We start from the raw sequence: 16,244 nt of genomic DNA on the forward strand, positions 1-16,244 counted from the left end.
CGCCCTCGAACCCGGCCCGACCCCTAGAAGGTGAAGGCCGGGTTCACGTGCATACAGGCGTCCTCGTCGGCGCCGTTGAGGGCCTTGTCGGCGTCGGGCAGCTTGTCGTCCTGCTTCGGCGCCTTGTACGCCGTACCCTCGCGCCAGTCCGCGCCGACGACCAGCGTCACCCCCGTGACCTCCGTCGAGCGCTTCACCGAACTCAGCGGAATCCCCAGGGACTTGGCGACCCGCTGGGCGTCGCCCTCCAGCTCCGCGCTCGGGTAGCGGACCACCGTACGGTCCTCGCTCAGCACCACCGAGCCGTCCGCGGCGGCCAGCGTGAAGCCCTTGTCGACCAGCAGGCCCGCGACCGTGCCCGCCCGGCCGCCCGCCGGGCCCAGGGTGTCGGTGCTGGTGCCGTTCTGGACCTGGACGCCGATCTCCGTGTCGGGCGCCGCCGGATCGTCGGAGAGCTTCTCCTCGGCCTTCGCCTTCTTCTTGTCCTTGCCGTCAAGCGCGATGTCGTCGCGCACCAGGCGGAACAGCTTCTCGGCGTCCTCGGTGGGCTCCACCTGCACGCCCACGTACCGGTTCGGCATCGTGGTCATGGTGATGCGCTTCGGGTTCACCTTCCGCAACTCGTTGCTGAGGTCGAAGAGCTTCTTGACGTCGTCCAGGCCCGGGTCGACCGTGAGCGCGTCGGTGGCCTCCTCGGCGAGCCGGCGCAGCTTGAGCGGGCTGCTGAGGGTGGCGTTCTCGCGCATCTCACGGACCATCGAGGTCATGTACATGTGCTGGGCCTTGGCCCGGGCCAGGTCGCTGCCGTCCTCGAAGCCGTAGCGGGTGCGCAGCCACTGGAGGGCCTGCTCGCCCTTCACCGGGTGCGTGCCCTCCTCCAGCTTCAGACCGGAGCCGTGGCCCTGGCTGTCGCGCGACTCGATGTTGGCGTCCACGCACACCGGGACGCCGCCGATGGCGTCCGCCATCGACACCACGCCCGCGAAGTCGACCATGATGAAGTGGTCGATGTGGATGCCGGTGAGCTCCTGCCAGGTGGCCACCGTGCAGCCCGGACCGCCGTTGCGCAGGCTCTGGTTGGTCGCCACCCGCCCGTTGCTCGCCGGGTACGCCTCGTCGTCGTCCGGGTCGGTGCACTTGGGGATCTGCACGAGGGTGTCGCGCGGCATGCTGACGACCGACATGTTGGAGCGGTCGGCCGACAGGTGCAGCAGCATCTGCACGTCCGCCCGCGGCGGCGTACCGAACGTCTCCTTGGCCCCGCCGAGCTTCTGGTTCTCCTCGGTGTCCCGCGCGTCGGAGCCGATGAGCAGGATGTTCAGCGGCGTCTGCCCGGCGGCGTTCGGCGTCGGCTTGGCGACCTTGCTGTCCCCCAGGTTCAGGTCGTCGTGCTTGATGTTGCCGTTCAGATGCCGGTAGTAGAGGTACCCGGCACCGGCCGTCCCCACTATGAGTACCGCGAGCACGGTCGCGGACCACTTCATGAACCGCCGCCCGCGCCCCGGCCGCTCTCTGCGGCGCCCGCCCCGGCCCTCCCCGCCGTCGACCGTCCCCGCGCCGCCCCCCTCGGCGACCGGAGCGGCCTCCTGCACGCTGCTCTGCATCACTTGCCGTCCCTCCCCACCCTTGCCGGTCGAACCGCCCCACCCGCGCCCCATGGAACGGGCCTGTCGTACGTCATGTCAGACGTTCAACAGGCCCGTCAGGTCGCCTCAGTTGCTCAGAGCCTGTGTCACATCCCCGGCCGGGCGCCCGCCGCCTGGCACGCACGCTCGCCGCGTTGCCGAACCACCCACGTGGCTCCGCCACGAGGGCGCTCCGGCGCCTTGCGATCGCACGCACCAGACGCCGTGCGCTGATCCGGCCGGGGATGTGACACAGGCTCTCAACCGGCGCACTGAACCTTGTCAGCCGTCGACTTCTCCACGTTCGGCGTCTTTGCCGAGGAGGAGTCGAGCTTCACGCCCGCGCCCTTGAAGTCCTTGCCCAGGATCAGCGTCATCGTCGGCAGACCCTGGGAGTTGAGCTCGCTCTCGCCGGGCTTCATCGCGGAACCGGACAGACCCATGATCTCCGCCAGCCGACGTGCCTGATCTGCCTGGTCGGGAGCGTACTCCAGGGTCGTCCTGGCCTGTTCGGCCTCCGCGTTGCCCGCGTTCTCGGACTTGGTCACGCCCTCCTGCGTCTGGAGATACGTGAGCTGGTCCTGAGCACTGCCGGACTCCGCGCCGCCGTTGAGGATGCGCACGCGCACCTCGGAGGCGTCCGCCTTGGTGCCCTTGAGGCGGGCGGCGACTGCGGCCTTCTCCTTCTTCTTCTGCTCCTTGACCTCCGTGAACGACACATCGTTCTTGATCATGTCGAAGACCTGGGGCGCGGTCGCCTCGTTGACGACGACCGTCGCCTTGATGACCTCGGCCGGGTTGTCCTTGACCGGGACCGTGGTGAAGGTGATGTTCTTCGGCGGCACCTTCTTCAGCTCCAGGGCGACGTCCTTGAGCGTGGTGGCCTTCCCTATGGCCTTGTCCACGGTCAGCGCCTCGGTGGCGGCCTCGGCCAGCTTGATCAGCTTCCGGGGGTTGGTCAGGGTGTCGCTGGAGGACATCTTGCGGATCAGCGAGCCCAGGAACTGCTGCTGCACCTTGATGCGGTCCAGGTCGCTGCTGTTGGCGAACGCCTTGCGGGTACGGACGAAGGCGAGCGCCTGCTCGCCCTCGATCTCCGACTCGCCCTTGGGCAGGTCGAGTTTGGACTTCTCGTCCTTGATGGGGCGGTTCAGGCACACCGTGACGCCGTCCACGGCGGTCGTCAGGGTCTTCACGGCGTTGAAGTCGACCATCATGAAGTGGTCGGGCTGGATGCCGCTGAACGCCTTGACCGTCTCCATGGTGCAGCCGGGATCGCGCTCGCTCTCACCGAGGCTGCGGTTGAACCGCACGTCCTGAAGTCCGGGGATGGCCTTCTCGGTGCCGTCCTCCAGCTTCGTTCGGCACTCCGGGATGTCGACGACCATGTCGCGCGGAATGCTCATCGCGGTGGCGTTGGACCGGTCCTTGGCGACGTGCAGCAGGATCGTGGTGTCCGCGTGCCCGACGCTGTTCTTGTCACCGTAGCCCTCGTTCCCCTCACCGGTGCGCCTGTCGGTGCCGATGATCAGGATGTTGAAGGCCTCGTCCTTCTTGAAGCTGCTCGCGCCCGCGTCACCGACGTCGATCGTGTCGACGTTGCCTTCCAGGTGCTTGAGGTAGAGGTAGCCGCCGGTGGCGGCGACGACCAGCACCAGCGCCATGGAACCGCCCGTCCACAGCAGCACCTTCTTGGCCTTCGACTTCGGCTTCCCCGGCCGGTGCCCGCGCCGCCCCGGCGCCGGCTCCTCGGGCACGCCCCGGCGCCGGCGCGGCGGCGGGACGTCGCGGCCGGGGGCGGTGGGCGGAGCCGTGGTGGCGTCAGGGCGTCTGCGCGGGCCGGGCACGGGTGACTGCCGCGGTCTCGGTGATTGCGGTGCGGAAGGGCTCAGTCGCAATTCGTATTCGCCGGTGTTCGGATTGAGCACCCATTGGTCTGCGGGGTCGATGTTCTCCGACCGCCCACGGCCTGCGTCCACGGTTGTCCGAATCCTCCGTCGGGAAGGCGCCGCGCGGGAAAACGCCGCACGGCCCGATGCACCGGATCGCTCACACTATCCGCACACTTCGGCGTCGAGCGACGGCGGTGAGAAATTCCACGTGCGTACAACCGATTCCGGTGTCCCTACAAGCGGTCAATTCGTTCCATTTCCCTGAACGAACCGGTCGCGTTCCCTGAACTGACCGGTCGGGTCAGGTCACTTGGCGCACTCGACCTGATCCGCGGTGGACTTGTCCACGCCCTCGGGAGCCTTCCCCGACGACGACCCGGTGAGCGGGACCCCGGCGCCCTTGAAGTCCTCGCCCAGGGTGAGCGTCATCGTGGGCAGGCCCTGGGAGTTGAGTTCGCTCTCACCGGGCTTCATCGCGGACCCGGAAAGACCCAGGATGTCCGCCAACCGCCGTGCCTGGTCGGCCTGTTCGGGCGCGTACTCAAGCGTCGTCCTGGCGAGGGCCTCCGGCGCGTTGCCCGCGTTCTCGGACTTGGTGACGCCCTCCTCGGTCTGGAGCCAGGTCAGCGTCTCCTGGGCGCTGCCGGACTCCGCGCCGCCGTTGAGGATGCGCACGCGTACCTCGGAGGCGTCCGCCTTGGTGCCCTTGAGGCGGGCGGCGATGGCGGCCTTCTCCTTCTTCTTCTGCGCCTTGACCGCCGTGAACGACACATCGTTCTTGATCATGTCGAACACTTCGGGGGCGGTCGTCTCGTTGACGACGACGGTCGCCTTCACCGTCTCGGCCGGGTTGTCGATCACCGGAACGGTGGTGAACGTCAGGTTCTTGGTGTTGAGCTTGCCCAGCTCGAGACCGAGGTCCTTCAGCTTGCCGATGCTGTCGAGCTGGGAGTCGACGGTGAGCGCCTCGGTGCCCGCCTCCGCCAGCTTCACCATCTTGGTCGGGCTGGTGAGCGTGTCGTTGGACTTCAGCTTGCGCATCAGCGAGCCGAGGAACTGCTGTTGGATCCCGATCCGGCTCAGGTCGCCGCCGAAGCCCACGGAGTGCCGGGTGCGCACGAAGGCCAGCGCCTGCTCGCCCTCGATGGTGTGGGTGCCCTTGGACAGCTTCAGATGCGAGTCGGGGTCGTCGATGTCCTTCGCCAGACACACCTCGACCCCGCCGACCGCACTGGTCAGCGTCTTGACCGCGTTGAAGTCGGCGACCAGGAAGTTGTCCGGCTTGATCCCGGTCAGCTCGGTCACGGTCCGCATGGTGCAGCTGGGCGTACGGCCGCTCTGGCCGAGGCTGGTGTTGAAGCGGACGCCGGTGGACCCGGCGATGACCTCCTTGGACCCGTCCTCCTGCGTCGTAGGGCAGTCCGGGATGTCGACGATCAGGTCCCGGGGGATGCTGAGCGCGGTGGCGTTCGACCGGTCCTTGGAGACGTGCAGCAGGATCGTGGTGTCGGCGTGGCCGGCGCTGTTCTTGTCGCCGTAGCCCTCGTTGCCGGAGCCGGTGCGCTTGTCGGTGCCGATCAGCAGGATGTTGATGGCCTGGTCCTTCTTGAAGCCACCGGTGCTCGCGCCGTCGTCCGGGACGGAGTCGATGTTGTCGTTGAGGTGCTCCAGGTAGAGGTACCCGGCCCCGGCGGTGGCGAGGAGCAGAAACGCCATGCTGCCGCCGGTCCACATCAGGAACTTCTTGACCTTGGACTTCTTCTCCGGCCGCCGCCCGCGCCGGGTCGGCAGGGGCTCCTCGGGCACCCCGCGCCGCCGCCGCGGCGGCGGGACATCGCGCCCGGGCCGCGGATCGCGTACGGGCGTCGCGGTGCGGGAGGCGGTTCTGCGGGGGCCGCGGGGGCCCGGCACTGCCGACTGCGCTGCGGAAGGACTCAGTCGCAGTTCGTATTCACCGGTGTTCGGGTTCAGTACCCACTGGTCTGCGGGATCGATGTTCTCCGCCCGCCCACGGCCTTGCGCGTCCACGATTGTCCGAATCCTCCGTCGGGGCCACGCGGCGCCTTCCCCCTTCAGGCGCTCGGTCTCGGTCAAACAGTGCGCGACCAGGAGGCCGGGTGCACCGGGTCGCTCACACTAGCCGCCCGATTCGGCGACGGGCGACGGCCGTGACACATTCCACGCTCCTACAACCGGGCATTACGGAGCATTTCCCTGAATGGAGGTTCGTCGCCCCGGTGAGCCTTGGTGAGCGCTTTACTCGCAGGTGTGCTGAGCGGCCGTGTTCCCGCGAAACGTGGGGGCGGGGGAGTCGGGGTCGCGAGCCGGACCCTTTTGACTGACTTCGACGGGCGTGTCGGTCCGCAGCCGCTCGAACAGCCTTTCCGCCTCGGGTTCGATGAGCTGGTCGCGATTGGAGTTGTAGACATACGACTCCCGGGGAACGGTCAGAAATTGCACACGTTCGGTGGGGATGTCGCGCACACCACGGACGAGCTGGTACAAGCCACGCAAGCTGGCAAGATCCGGATCGGTCGTCAGGGAGGACGTGGCGGCGTCGAGCAGGGGATAGAGCCGCACCGGATTCAGCAGTACGTCATTGCTCTGCACCTTGTTGACCAGCGCACCGAGGAATCGTTGCTGCCGGTCCATCCGGTCGGTGTCGCTACCGTTCCCGAGCGACTTCCGGGCCCGCACAAAACCGAGGGCCTGTTCCCCGTCGAGCGTCACCCGCCCGGCGGGCAGCCGGAGCTTGGCGGCCTTGTCGTTGATGGGCGACTTCAGGCACACCTCGACCCCGCCCACGGCATCGACCATGTCCTTGAACCCACGGAAGTCGACGACCATGTGATGGTCGATCCGCACGCCGGTGAGCTTCTCGACGGTGCGGATGCTGCACGCCGAACCGCCCATCTCGAAGGCGTAGTTGAACATGGCGAACATCGGCTCGGAACGGCTTCCGTCGGGCCGTAGACAGGCGGGCACGTCCACCATCAGATCCCGGGGGAGGGAGACGGCGGTGGCGCTGCGCCGCCCGGCCGCCAGATGCAACAGGATCGTGGTGTCGGACCGCTCGGTCCCGGAGTCCCGCCCGTAGCGCCGGTTCTCGTCGCCGGACCGGGAGTCGGACCCGATGACCAGAATGTTCTGCGCGTTCTTGACCAGCGAGGTCGGCCGCTCCCCCTCGTACCGGGCCAGCTCCTCGGCGGCCGCGCTGTCCGGGGTGATGTTCCCGTCGAGCTTCACGTACACGGCCCACCCGGCGACCACCGCCCCCAGTACCACCACCCCGACGCCCGCCCCGACCCCCCGGACCCACCGCCTCCTGCGCCGTCGTATCAGCCCCGCCCCACTGGCCCGGGCTCCACCAACAGTCTTCGTCACGTCTACGTCCACCCCTCATGGCGCGCGGGCGTGTGTCTGCCTGGTCTCGCTTACGACGATGACGTGAATGAGGGGAGGGGGGTGAGCGGTGATGGGCCGAACGGGGGACGGGAAGGGTTCGGACGGGGCCGGAGGTGAGGAACACCGCGCTGGTCAGCGCGCCACTGCCGTGACCCGCTCACTCTCGATCCGCTTGGCCAGCGCCTCCTCGTCCAGCGCCCCGAGGTTCCGGCACAGCACCACCGAGCCGCCCGTGGCCAGCGCCCCGTACAGCCCGGCGTTGAGCCCCTCCCAGGTGTCGTACCCGAGCCCGGACAGGATCCGGGAGCCCGGCCCGGTCAGTCCGAGACCCGTCGCCTCGTCCCGTGCCCGCTCCACGACCTCCGCCCCGGTGAACTCCCGCCCGGCGACGATCAGCGCCGGCTCCTCGGGGTCCACCGGCGCGAACGGTGCGAACCGGTCCCCCTGCGAGGGGACCTCCACCGCGTAGTCCGCGAACCCGGCCGGCGGCTGCGGGAAACGCCCGCCCAGCGGCCGCAGCGCGAGAGCCACCCGCTCCCCGCCGCACGCACGGGCCGCGTCCAGGGTGTCAGGACCGCTCACCACGACATCGGCCGCCGCCGCGTCCCCGTCCACATCCGCCAGCGCGCCCACCGACGAACAGGCCAGCAGCCACACGGCCGTCTGCCAGTGCGCGGGCAGCAGCAGGGTCACCCGGTCGCCGGGTCCGGCACCCAGATCCCCTTGGAGCAGATTCGCGGTCTTGGCCACCCAATTGGCGAAGGTGGCCACGGACAATTCGACGCGCTCCCCGGTGGCATCGTCGTAGAAGGTCACCAGGGGACGCCCGGGATCCGCGGCGAGCGCGGAACGCAGCAGGTCGGCAGGGGTGCGATCGGTGGAATTCACCCGAGTCAGCGTACGCGCGCCCGGCTCCCCGCACCCCTCGCGCCCACCACCGGTTCGGCCGAACGCCGCCCGACGCCCCGTCAACTCCCCAATGGACAGATTTGTATGACTATGTCCAACATCAGGGGCATGCGTGGATTCCTTGCTTCTTCGATCGGTGTCACCTGTGCGGCCGCTCTCATGCTTCCGCTGACCCCATCCGCCGTCGCGGCGAACACAAGACCCGCGCCGACTGCGGAAGCGGCCACGACAGCCGGTGACAGACCGGCCCCGGGCCACACCGAGTCCCTCCCTCTGGAACCGCTGAACCGGACCAGGGCCACCCCCGCGGCCCCCGAACAGGGCCTGCCCCCCAAGGACGTACGCCGCTTCTCGCTCATCGGCGTCGTCTGGGACAACCCCGACACCGAACTCCACGGCCGGGTCCAGGTCCGTACGCGGGCGACCGCGACCGGCGCCTGGTCCGACTGGCAGGACGTGGAGACCCACAACGCCGACCACGCCGCCGACCCGTACACGGCGGAACGCGCCTCGGGCCGGGTCCGCGGCGCCACGGCCCCGCTGTGGGTCGGAGACTCGGACGGAGTGGAGGTACGCGTCAAGGCCGAGCCGTCGGAGACGGCGGCGCTCCCCACTCTCCCCACGGGCCTGCGCCTGGAACTGGTCGACCCCGGTGAAGAGGCGCCGCAGCCCCGGCCGGTGACCAGCCGTGCCGACGCCCCCGCCAACAACCTCACCGCCGATACGGCGGCCGCCTCCGCGGTCAACGCCGAACTGGCGCCCCTGGGCGCCCTGGAGATCCCGGCCCTGACGGCCGAGCAGACCCGAAGTGAACTGCTGACCGTGGGCGGCGCGGACCTCACCGCGGAACAACAGGCGAGGCCGTACATCGGCCCCCGCCCCCGCATCGTCACCCGCCGCGGCTGGGGGGCCAACGAGTCATGGCGGGAACGGAAGTTCGTCTACACGAAGAAGGTGAAGGCGGCCTTCGTCCACCACACGGCGTCCGGCAACGGATACACGTGCTCGCAGGCGCCCTCCGTCATCCGCGGTATCTACCGCTACCACGTGATGAGCATGGGCTGGCGGGACATCGGCTACAACTTCGTCGTCGACAAGTGCGGAAACCTCTACGAGGGCCGTGCCGGTGGCGTGGCGAAGCCGGTCCTGGGCGCCCACACCCTCGGTTTCAACACGCACAGCATGGGGATCGCCCTCCTCGGCAGCCATGCCACCAGCAAGCCGTCGGCCGCCGCGGTGAAGGCGGTGGCCCGCCTCACGGCCTGGAAACTCGGTCTCTTCGGCGCCAATCCGCGAGGAAAGACGTACCTGAAGTCCGGGGGTAGCAATCTCTACGCAAAGGGTAGGAACGTACGACTGAATGTGATCTCCGGCCACCGTGACGGTTACGCCACGGAGTGCCCGGGCTGGCAGATGTACCGCAAGCTCGGCAGCACTCGCTCGAAGGCGGCGGAACTCCAAGGCCGCTGACAGCGTCGCTGACGCCGTAGGCACACATTCACCGCCATCGGGGGGGTAGGCGGATCAATGACGAACTCCGCACTGCCGTCGAGGGCACCTCAAACGGTCTGCACACCACGGTGCATACACTGACCGGCCGAAAGACAGTTCGGCCGGTCCCGGCAGGAAGCGGAGACAACAGGTGACAGAAGCGATCCTCCTGGTCGGCGGCAAGGGCACACGGCTGCGTCCGCTCACCGTGCACACGCCCAAGCCCATGGTCCCGGCGGCCGGGGTCCCCTTCCTCACGCACCAGCTCGCGAGAGCGAGAGCGGCGGGCGTGGACCACATCGTGCTCGCCACCTCCTACCTGGCGGAGGTCTTCGAGCCGTACTTCGGGGACGGCGCCGCACTGGGCCTGCACATCGAGTACGTCACCGAGGAGGAGCCGCTCGGCACGGGCGGCGCCATCCGCAACGTGGCCTCCCGCCTCCACTCCGCGCCCGACGACCCGGTACTGATCTTCAACGGCGACATCCTGACGGGCCTGAACATCAGGGCGCTGGTACAAACACACCAGAGCACGTCGGCAGACGTCAGCCTCCACCTCACGAAGGTGACGGACCCGAGGGCATACGGCCTGGTCCCCACGGACGAGACGGGCAGGGTGACGGCGTTCCTGGAGAAGCCCCAAACCCCCGAAGAAATCGTCACGGACCAGATCAATGCAGGCGCATACGTCTTCCGACGCTCGGTGATCGACACGATCCCCACAGGCCGCCCGGTCTCGGTGGAACGAGAAACGTTCCCAGACCTCTTGTCGGCCGGAGCCCACCTACAGGGCATGGTGGACTCGACGTACTGGCTGGACTTGGGCACGCCCGCGGCCTTCGTACGAGGTTCCGCAGACCTGGTGCTGGGCCGAGCCCCGTCCCCCGCGGTGCCGGGCCGCTGCGGCGACCGCCTGATCCTCCCCACGGCAAGGGTCGCCCCCGACGCGAAACTGGCGGGCGGAACGGTGGTGGGCGAGGGAGCGTTCGTGGCGGAGGGCGCCAGGGTCTACGGCAGCACGATCCTCCCCGGAGCGGTGATCGAACCAGGCGCGGTCATCACAGACTCCATGATCGGCACGAGGGCCCGAGTGGGCGAACGCTCGATCCTCACCGGCACGGTAATAGGCGACGACGCCACAGTAGGCGCCGAAAACGAACTCACCAACGGCGCCCGAGTCTGGTGCAACGCCCAAATCCCCGCCAGATCCCTCCGCTTCTCCCCAGACCAGTAACCCCAACGCGCCGTCCCCACGAGAAAGGGGACGGCGCCCCCACTCACTTGAGCCGATCAGAAGCGCGAGCCCGAGGCATCAGCCGTCCCGGCCCCGCGCCGACCTGCTGCTGGTCACGCGCCCCAGCCACTTCCGCCCGGTCGAGTGTGCGAGACCAAGGCGATGGCCGTCCCGAGCCCAGACCCACCGCTGGCGGGGATGCACCCTAGCCATTTCCATCCAGTCGGAGGTACGAGACCAAGGCGACGGCCATCCCAATCCCCCACCCACCCGCTGGTGGTTACGCAGCCCAGCCCTCTCCAGCCGTTCCGGCGTTCGAGGACGAGGCCGCAGCCGTCCCGATCTTCCACCCACCCGCTGGTGGTTACGCAGCCCAGTCCCCTCCGGCCGGTCCGGTGTTCGAGGACGAGGCCGCAGCCGTCCCGATCTTCCACCCACCCGCTGGTGGTTACGCAGCCCAGTCCCCTCCGGCCGGTCCGGTGTTCGAGGACGAGGCCGCAGCCGTCCCGATCTTCCACCCACCCGCTGGTGGCGGTGCCTCCAGTCATATCCCGCAGGCCGGAGTGAGACCGAGGCCATTGCCATCCCGCCCCCCACCCACCCGGTGGGGGCTACGCAGCTCAGCCCCCTCCGGCCGGTCCGGCGTTCGAAGACGAGGCCACAGCCATCCCGACCCCCCACCCACCCGCTGGGGGCTACGCACCTCAGCCCTCTCCAGCCCGTCCGGCGTTTGAGGACGAGGCCCGTTCAGGGCCGGCAGCGGGGGTCTGGGGGCGCAGCCCCCAGGGATGGGACGGGTAGGGGCGGCGGGGGCGAAAGAAAGTCGTGCGCACCCCCGCCGACAGTCACAGCCGCCCGATATCCCCCCGAGGCATCCGCGGAGCCCTCCGCGCCGGCACCCGCCCACTCAACAAAATCAACCGAGCCGCCCGATGCCGCTGCCCCGCATACGGCTCCAGCAGCGACAACATCACCGCATCATCCGCATCCCGATCCCCAGCCAGCGCAAACCCCACAATCCCCGGCAGATGCAGATCCCCCACAGTCACCGCATCCGCCGCCCCATGACTACGCTGCACCACTTCCGCAGAGGTCCACGGCCCCACCCCCACCACGGCCTCCAACCGAGCCTGCGCATCCCCCGCCGCCATGAACACGGCCTCCTCCAGCCGCGCAGCAACCCGCACACACCGCACAATCGTCGACGCCCGCTTGTCGTCAACCCCCGCCCGATGCCACTCCCACGACGGAATCAACGCCCACGTCCGAGCATCCGGCATCACACACATCCGCCCGGGCACAGGCCCAGGCGCCGGCTCCCCGTACTGCCGCACCAACAACCGCCAAGCCCGATAAGCCTCATCGGTCGTGACCTTCTGCTCCAGAATCGACGGAATCAACGACTCCATCACCAGCCCGGTCCGCGTCAGCCGCAACCCCGGCCGCCGATGCCGGGCAAGAGCCACCACGCGATGCCGAGGCACGAACGCCGACGGATCATCCGCGGCCCCCAACAGCGCCGGCACCCGCTCCAACAGCCACTCCGCCCCCGGCCCCCAAGCCTCCGCCCGTACAGCAGAACCCTGCACAACAACCCGCAAGGTCCCCGGCCCACCAGGCGTCCGACTCGCCCGCCACACCGACCCGTCCGGCATGGCCCGAAACGTCGGATCCCCAGGCCCCCGCCGCAACGGCCCGAGCACCAGCCCAAGATCGAGCGGCCCCTCAGGAACCCACGTCCGAACCCGCCCACCCGAACCCGAACCCGAACCAGCGGCAGCCCCAGGCACTCCCGAGGGCACACCGACATGCCCACCACGCACAGTCGTACGCGTGGGCCGAGGCGCGAAACGTCCAGCCACGAATCAGGTCCCAAACAAAAGCCGAGAACAGCCCTACGAGGTTAGGCCGAAGCCGTCATACGTCATCGCACCTCGATGAAAGCCGAGGCATCCCGCTCATCCCGCGCCCGAGGCTCCTCCGCCGGATGCCCGACCGCAACAGCCCCCATCGGATCCCACGAAGACGGCAGCCCCAGCACCCCCCGCACCACGTCCCGGCAGAACATCGTCGAGGACACCCAGGCCGACCCCAGCCGCTCCCCGGCCAACGCCACCAGGAAGTTCTGCACCCCGGCACCCGCGGCCACCACGAACATCTCCCGCTCCGCACCGTCCCGCCGCGGATCCCCGTACGTATGCGACCCGTCCATGACGAGACAAGGCACCACCAGATACGGCGCGTGACGCAGCACATCCCCCCGCCGCACCCGCTTGGCGATGGACTCCTCCGACTTCCCGTCCCGCCGCAGATCCGCGACCCACGCGTCCCGCATCGCGTCGAGCAGCCGCACCCGTGACTCCTCCGACTCCAGCAGCACGAACCGCCACGGCGTCGTGTGATGCGGCGCCGGCGCCGTCACGGCCGCGGCGACGGCCCGCCGAACCGCCCCGGGATCGACGGCCGCGTCGGTGAAGGCCCGGACCGTACGCCGCTGGGTCACCGCCAGCCGCACCGCCTCGGACGTCCCCAGCCGGAACATGTCGTCGTGCCCGCCACGCACCATGGCCCGCGCCCCTTCCTCGTCGTCACCGCCGTCCGAGTCCGCGTCCGCGACCACCACATGCGCCAGCCCCCGCACCACGGCGACCGGCAGCCCGGCGGCCTTCCCCTTGACGAGATCCCCCGCCGCGGCCAGCTCGTCCGCGGTCGCCACGACGGTCGCGCTCAGCGGATTGCCGTACGCGTCCTGCCCCCCGCGCAGATCGTCGAGCACCCGCACCCCGGCGGCGCCGATCGCGACGTCCGTGAGCCCCGAGCGCCAGGGTCGCCCGAAGGTGTCAGTGACGATCACCCCGACGTTGACGCCGAGGGCGTCCCGCAGCCCGTCCCGGATCGCCCGCGCGGAGGTGTCCGGGTCCTCGGGCAGCAACAGCACGGTCCCGGCCGGGGTGTTGGAGGCGTCGACCCCGGCCGCGGCCATGACCAGGCCCTGCCGGTTCTCGACGATCCGCAGGGTGCCGCGCCGCGCCACGACCCGTACGGTCTCGGCGTCGATCGCGGCCTCCCGGTCGGCGGCCTCGACGATCCGCCCCTCCGCCTTGGACACGATCTTGGAGGTGACGAGCAGGACGTCACCGTCGGCCAGCCCGGGCTCGGCGGCCGCGATCAGCTTGGCGGGATCGTCACCCGCCGCGACCTCGGGCAACCCCGGCACGGCCCAGACCCGGTACCCCCCGAAGGACTCCTCGCTCACGCCCCCCGCACCTCCTCGGCCAGCGTCAGCGCCTCCTGGGCCATCCGCGCGGTGGCGTCGAGATCGCTCATCATCAGCGGTACGGCACGGCAGCGGACGCCCGCCGCCTCGATCCGCTCCACGGAACCGGCGTCCACGGTGTCGACGAGCCAGCCGTCCAGCAGCCCCGAGCCGTAGTGCTCGGCGACCGCCGCGGCCGTGGACTCCACGCCGACCGCCGCGAGCACCTTGTCGGCCATCCCGCGCACGGGCGCGTCCCCGACGATGGGGGAGAGGCCCACCACCGGCACCCCCGCCTCCGCGATGGCCTCGCGGATACCGGGCACGGCGAGGATCGTGCCGATGGAGACGACCGGGTTGGACGGCGGGAACAGCACGACGTCCGCCTCGGCGATCGCCTCCAGGACGCCCGGCGCGGGCTTGGCCTGCTCGGCGCCCACGGGCACGACGGCCTCGGCGGGGACGGAGGCGCGCAGCCGTACCCAGTACTCCTGGAAGTGGATCGCCTTGCGCTCGCCCTCCAACTCGACGGCGACATGCGTCTCCACGCGGTCGTCGGTCATCGGGATGAGCCGCACGCCCGGCTTCCAGCGGTCGCTCAGCGCCTCGGTGACCGCGCTGAGCGGGAACCCGGCGCCGATCATCTGGGTCCGCACGATGTGCGTGGCGAAGTCCCGGTCGCCGAGCCCGAACCACTCGGGCCCGACCCCGTACGCCGCGAGCTCCTCCTTGAGATGGAAGGTCTCCTCGGCCCGTCCCCAGCCCTGCTCCTCGTTGATGCCGCCGCCGAGGGTGTACATCACCGTGTCGAGGTCCGGGCAGACCTTCAGCCCGAAGAGGTGGATGTCGTCGCCGGTGTTGCCGATGACGGTGATGTCCGCGTCCGGCGCGGCCCGCTTCAGACCACGCAGGAACCGGGCACCGCCGATGCCGCCTGCCAGAACCACAATGCGCATGGAAGCAAGCATGGCAGGAGCGTCCGACAACGCGTCAGGCGGTCACGCGACCCGGACGGCCTCCGCCGCGCACCGGGTGTGCATCGGCATCTCGGTCAGGCCCGGGTAGTACACGTGCAGGCTGACGGCCGGCTGCAGCGCGTCATTGACCACCTCGTGCACGTACCCCGGCGCGAACACCCGCTGCGCGCCCGGCGCCAACGCGCGCGTGCCGCGCTCCGTGCGCTCGGTGAGCGTGCCCTCCAGGACGGTCAGCACGCCGGAGGAGGGGCCGTGGTCGTGCAGTCCGCTGCCCTGTCCGGGCACCCAGGACAGCAGCCACACCTCGTAGCCGGGGCCGGTGCGCAGCCGGTGGTACCAGCGGGAGGTGGCGTCGTACTGGACGAGGTGCTCCCACTGGGAGCGGTCGGCGGCGATGGCGCGGGCCAGGCCGACGAACTCGGCGACGGTGGCCGGGTGCTCGCGCGGGGGCTGGAGGAGGTGCGGGACTTCGAGGATGTCGCCGGCGATCTGGAGGTCGCTGTCGCTGTTCATGGGGTGGGGTGGTTCCTCAGTGAGATCAGTCAAAGAAGGTCAGAGGGGAACGAGAAACCGAGTCGCAGGGGACGGGACCCGGCCTCAGCTGGAGCGGGGATGGCTCAACAGCTGGGACAGCAACAACAGCTACAGCGAGCACGGGCAGCACCGAGGGACCCGGCGGTGCGGGTCGAGGTGAGTGCCGAGTTCGCGAGCATGCCCCCAAGGACAGCGGCTCACACCTCCACTGTCAACTCGACGCCCGGAATGTGGGACATGGTTCACCTCATCCGGTTCATCTGGCTGCCGAAAGGTTTGTTCACGGGTAACCCCGGACACATGGCGCACAACCGGGCGCACAAGGAACGAGATCGAACTCCTGGGCGTCCTCTTCCGTACTAGGTCTGTACGGCCCCGGAGGCCCTCCTGGGTCTCGCCTGCATGTCAAGGTTTATGCCGATTTGAACACTTTCCGCTAGGCCTTGGTTCCGCAGAGTGAATAAGGGGCCCAATAGCAGATCTCGGCTTGACTCGCCCGGAGCAGCACACTTGTAATTTCACTCGTGTCGTTCAGCCGAAATCGGTAACGGCTACATCACGGGGACGCGAAAGACAGACGAGGGGCGCACATGACCGAGCTGGTGCAGCAACTGCTGGTCGACGACGCGGACGAGGAACTCGGCTGGCAGGAGCGCGCGCTGTGCGCCCAGACCGATCCCGAGTCCTTCTTCCCCGAGAAGGGCGGCTCCACCCGCGAGGCCAAGAAGGTCTGCCTCGCCTGTGAGGTCCGCTCCGAGTGCCTCGAGTACGCCCTCGCCAACGACGAACGCTTCGGCATCTGGGGCGGCCTGTCCGAACGGGAACGCCGACGCCTGAAGAAGGCCGCCGTCTGACCAAACGGCATATACACACGTATCCAGCGGCCCGTCGCAGGTGGGTTATCCACAGGCGGCGGGCCTC

12 protein-coding genes are annotated in these 16,244 nt (G+C 69.4%); 3 read left to right on the forward strand and 9 right to left on the reverse strand.

Translation table 11 applies throughout. The features are described from left to right. Positions 1–23 precede the first annotated feature (23 nt). From BN159_RS25925 to BN159_RS25945, 5 genes are all read right to left on the reverse strand, one after another. Positions 24–1,604, reverse strand: a complete 1,581-nt coding sequence (locus tag BN159_RS25925) for an LCP family protein (protein WP_051113545.1) — start codon at positions 1,602–1,604, stop codon at positions 24–26. Between the two features lie 281 nt (positions 1,605–1,885). Further along, positions 1,886–3,604 carry an LCP family protein gene (locus BN159_RS25930; RefSeq protein WP_015659967.1) on the reverse strand — a complete coding sequence of 573 codons (1,719 nt, stop codon included), beginning with the start codon at positions 3,602–3,604 and terminating at the stop codon, positions 1,886–1,888. A 219-nt stretch (positions 3,605–3,823) separates the two neighbouring features. After that, complete coding sequence (locus BN159_RS25935) at positions 3,824–5,545, reverse strand: LCP family protein (protein WP_015659968.1); 1,722 nt, start codon at positions 5,543–5,545, stop codon at positions 3,824–3,826. A gap of 228 nt (positions 5,546–5,773) precedes the next feature. Then, on the reverse strand, positions 5,774–6,901 hold the full coding sequence (locus BN159_RS25940; protein WP_456339979.1) for an LCP family protein: 1,128 nt from the start codon (positions 6,899–6,901) through the stop codon (positions 5,774–5,776). A 153-nt stretch (positions 6,902–7,054) separates the two neighbouring features. After that, positions 7,055–7,810 carry a TIGR03089 family protein gene (locus tag BN159_RS25945; RefSeq protein WP_015659970.1) on the reverse strand — a complete coding sequence of 252 codons (756 nt, stop codon included), beginning with the start codon at positions 7,808–7,810 and terminating at the stop codon, positions 7,055–7,057. Between the two features lie 129 nt (positions 7,811–7,939). Between BN159_RS25945 and BN159_RS25950 the strand changes: the two genes are divergently transcribed. Both BN159_RS25950 and manB read left to right on the forward strand, forming a co-directional pair. Continuing rightward, positions 7,940–9,301, forward strand: coding sequence for a peptidoglycan recognition protein family protein (locus BN159_RS25950; RefSeq protein WP_051113669.1), 1,362 nt, complete (start codon positions 7,940–7,942; stop codon positions 9,299–9,301). Positions 9,302–9,473: 172 nt separating this feature from the next. Further along, a complete protein-coding gene (manB, locus tag BN159_RS25955) occupies positions 9,474–10,556 on the forward strand; it encodes a mannose-1-phosphate guanylyltransferase (RefSeq protein ID WP_015659972.1) in 1,083 nt (360 codons plus the stop codon). Positions 10,557–11,401: 845 nt separating this feature from the next. Here the strand turns inward: manB and BN159_RS25960 are convergent. The 4 genes from BN159_RS25960 to BN159_RS25975 form a co-directional block, all read right to left on the reverse strand. Next, positions 11,402–12,418, reverse strand: coding sequence for a DNA-3-methyladenine glycosylase family protein (locus tag BN159_RS25960; protein ID WP_041819857.1), 1,017 nt, complete (start codon positions 12,416–12,418; stop codon positions 11,402–11,404). 62 nt (positions 12,419–12,480) lie between these two features. After that, positions 12,481–13,812 (reverse strand): coenzyme F420-0:L-glutamate ligase, encoded by a 1,332-nt coding sequence (locus BN159_RS25965; RefSeq protein WP_015659974.1) that lies wholly within the window; start codon positions 13,810–13,812, stop codon positions 12,481–12,483. Further along, positions 13,809–14,768, reverse strand: coding sequence for a 2-phospho-L-lactate transferase (gene cofD, locus BN159_RS25970; protein WP_041819859.1), 960 nt, complete (start codon positions 14,766–14,768; stop codon positions 13,809–13,811). The genes BN159_RS25965 and cofD overlap by 4 nt, the downstream gene beginning before the upstream one ends. Positions 14,769–14,810: 42 nt before the next feature. Further along, on the reverse strand, positions 14,811–15,302 hold the full coding sequence (locus tag BN159_RS25975) for a cysteine dioxygenase (protein ID WP_015659976.1): 492 nt from the start codon (positions 15,300–15,302) through the stop codon (positions 14,811–14,813). Positions 15,303–15,913: 611 nt separating this feature from the next. On the opposite strand from BN159_RS25975, the gene BN159_RS25980 reads away from it, so the two are divergent. Next, positions 15,914–16,177, forward strand: coding sequence for a WhiB family transcriptional regulator (locus BN159_RS25980; protein ID WP_003975777.1), 264 nt, complete (start codon positions 15,914–15,916; stop codon positions 16,175–16,177). The last annotated feature ends 67 nt before the right edge of the window (positions 16,178–16,244 follow it).

The organism is Streptomyces davaonensis JCM 4913 (genome assembly GCF_000349325.1).
Classification (GTDB): Bacteria; Actinomycetota; Actinomycetes; order Streptomycetales; family Streptomycetaceae; genus Streptomyces; species Streptomyces davaonensis.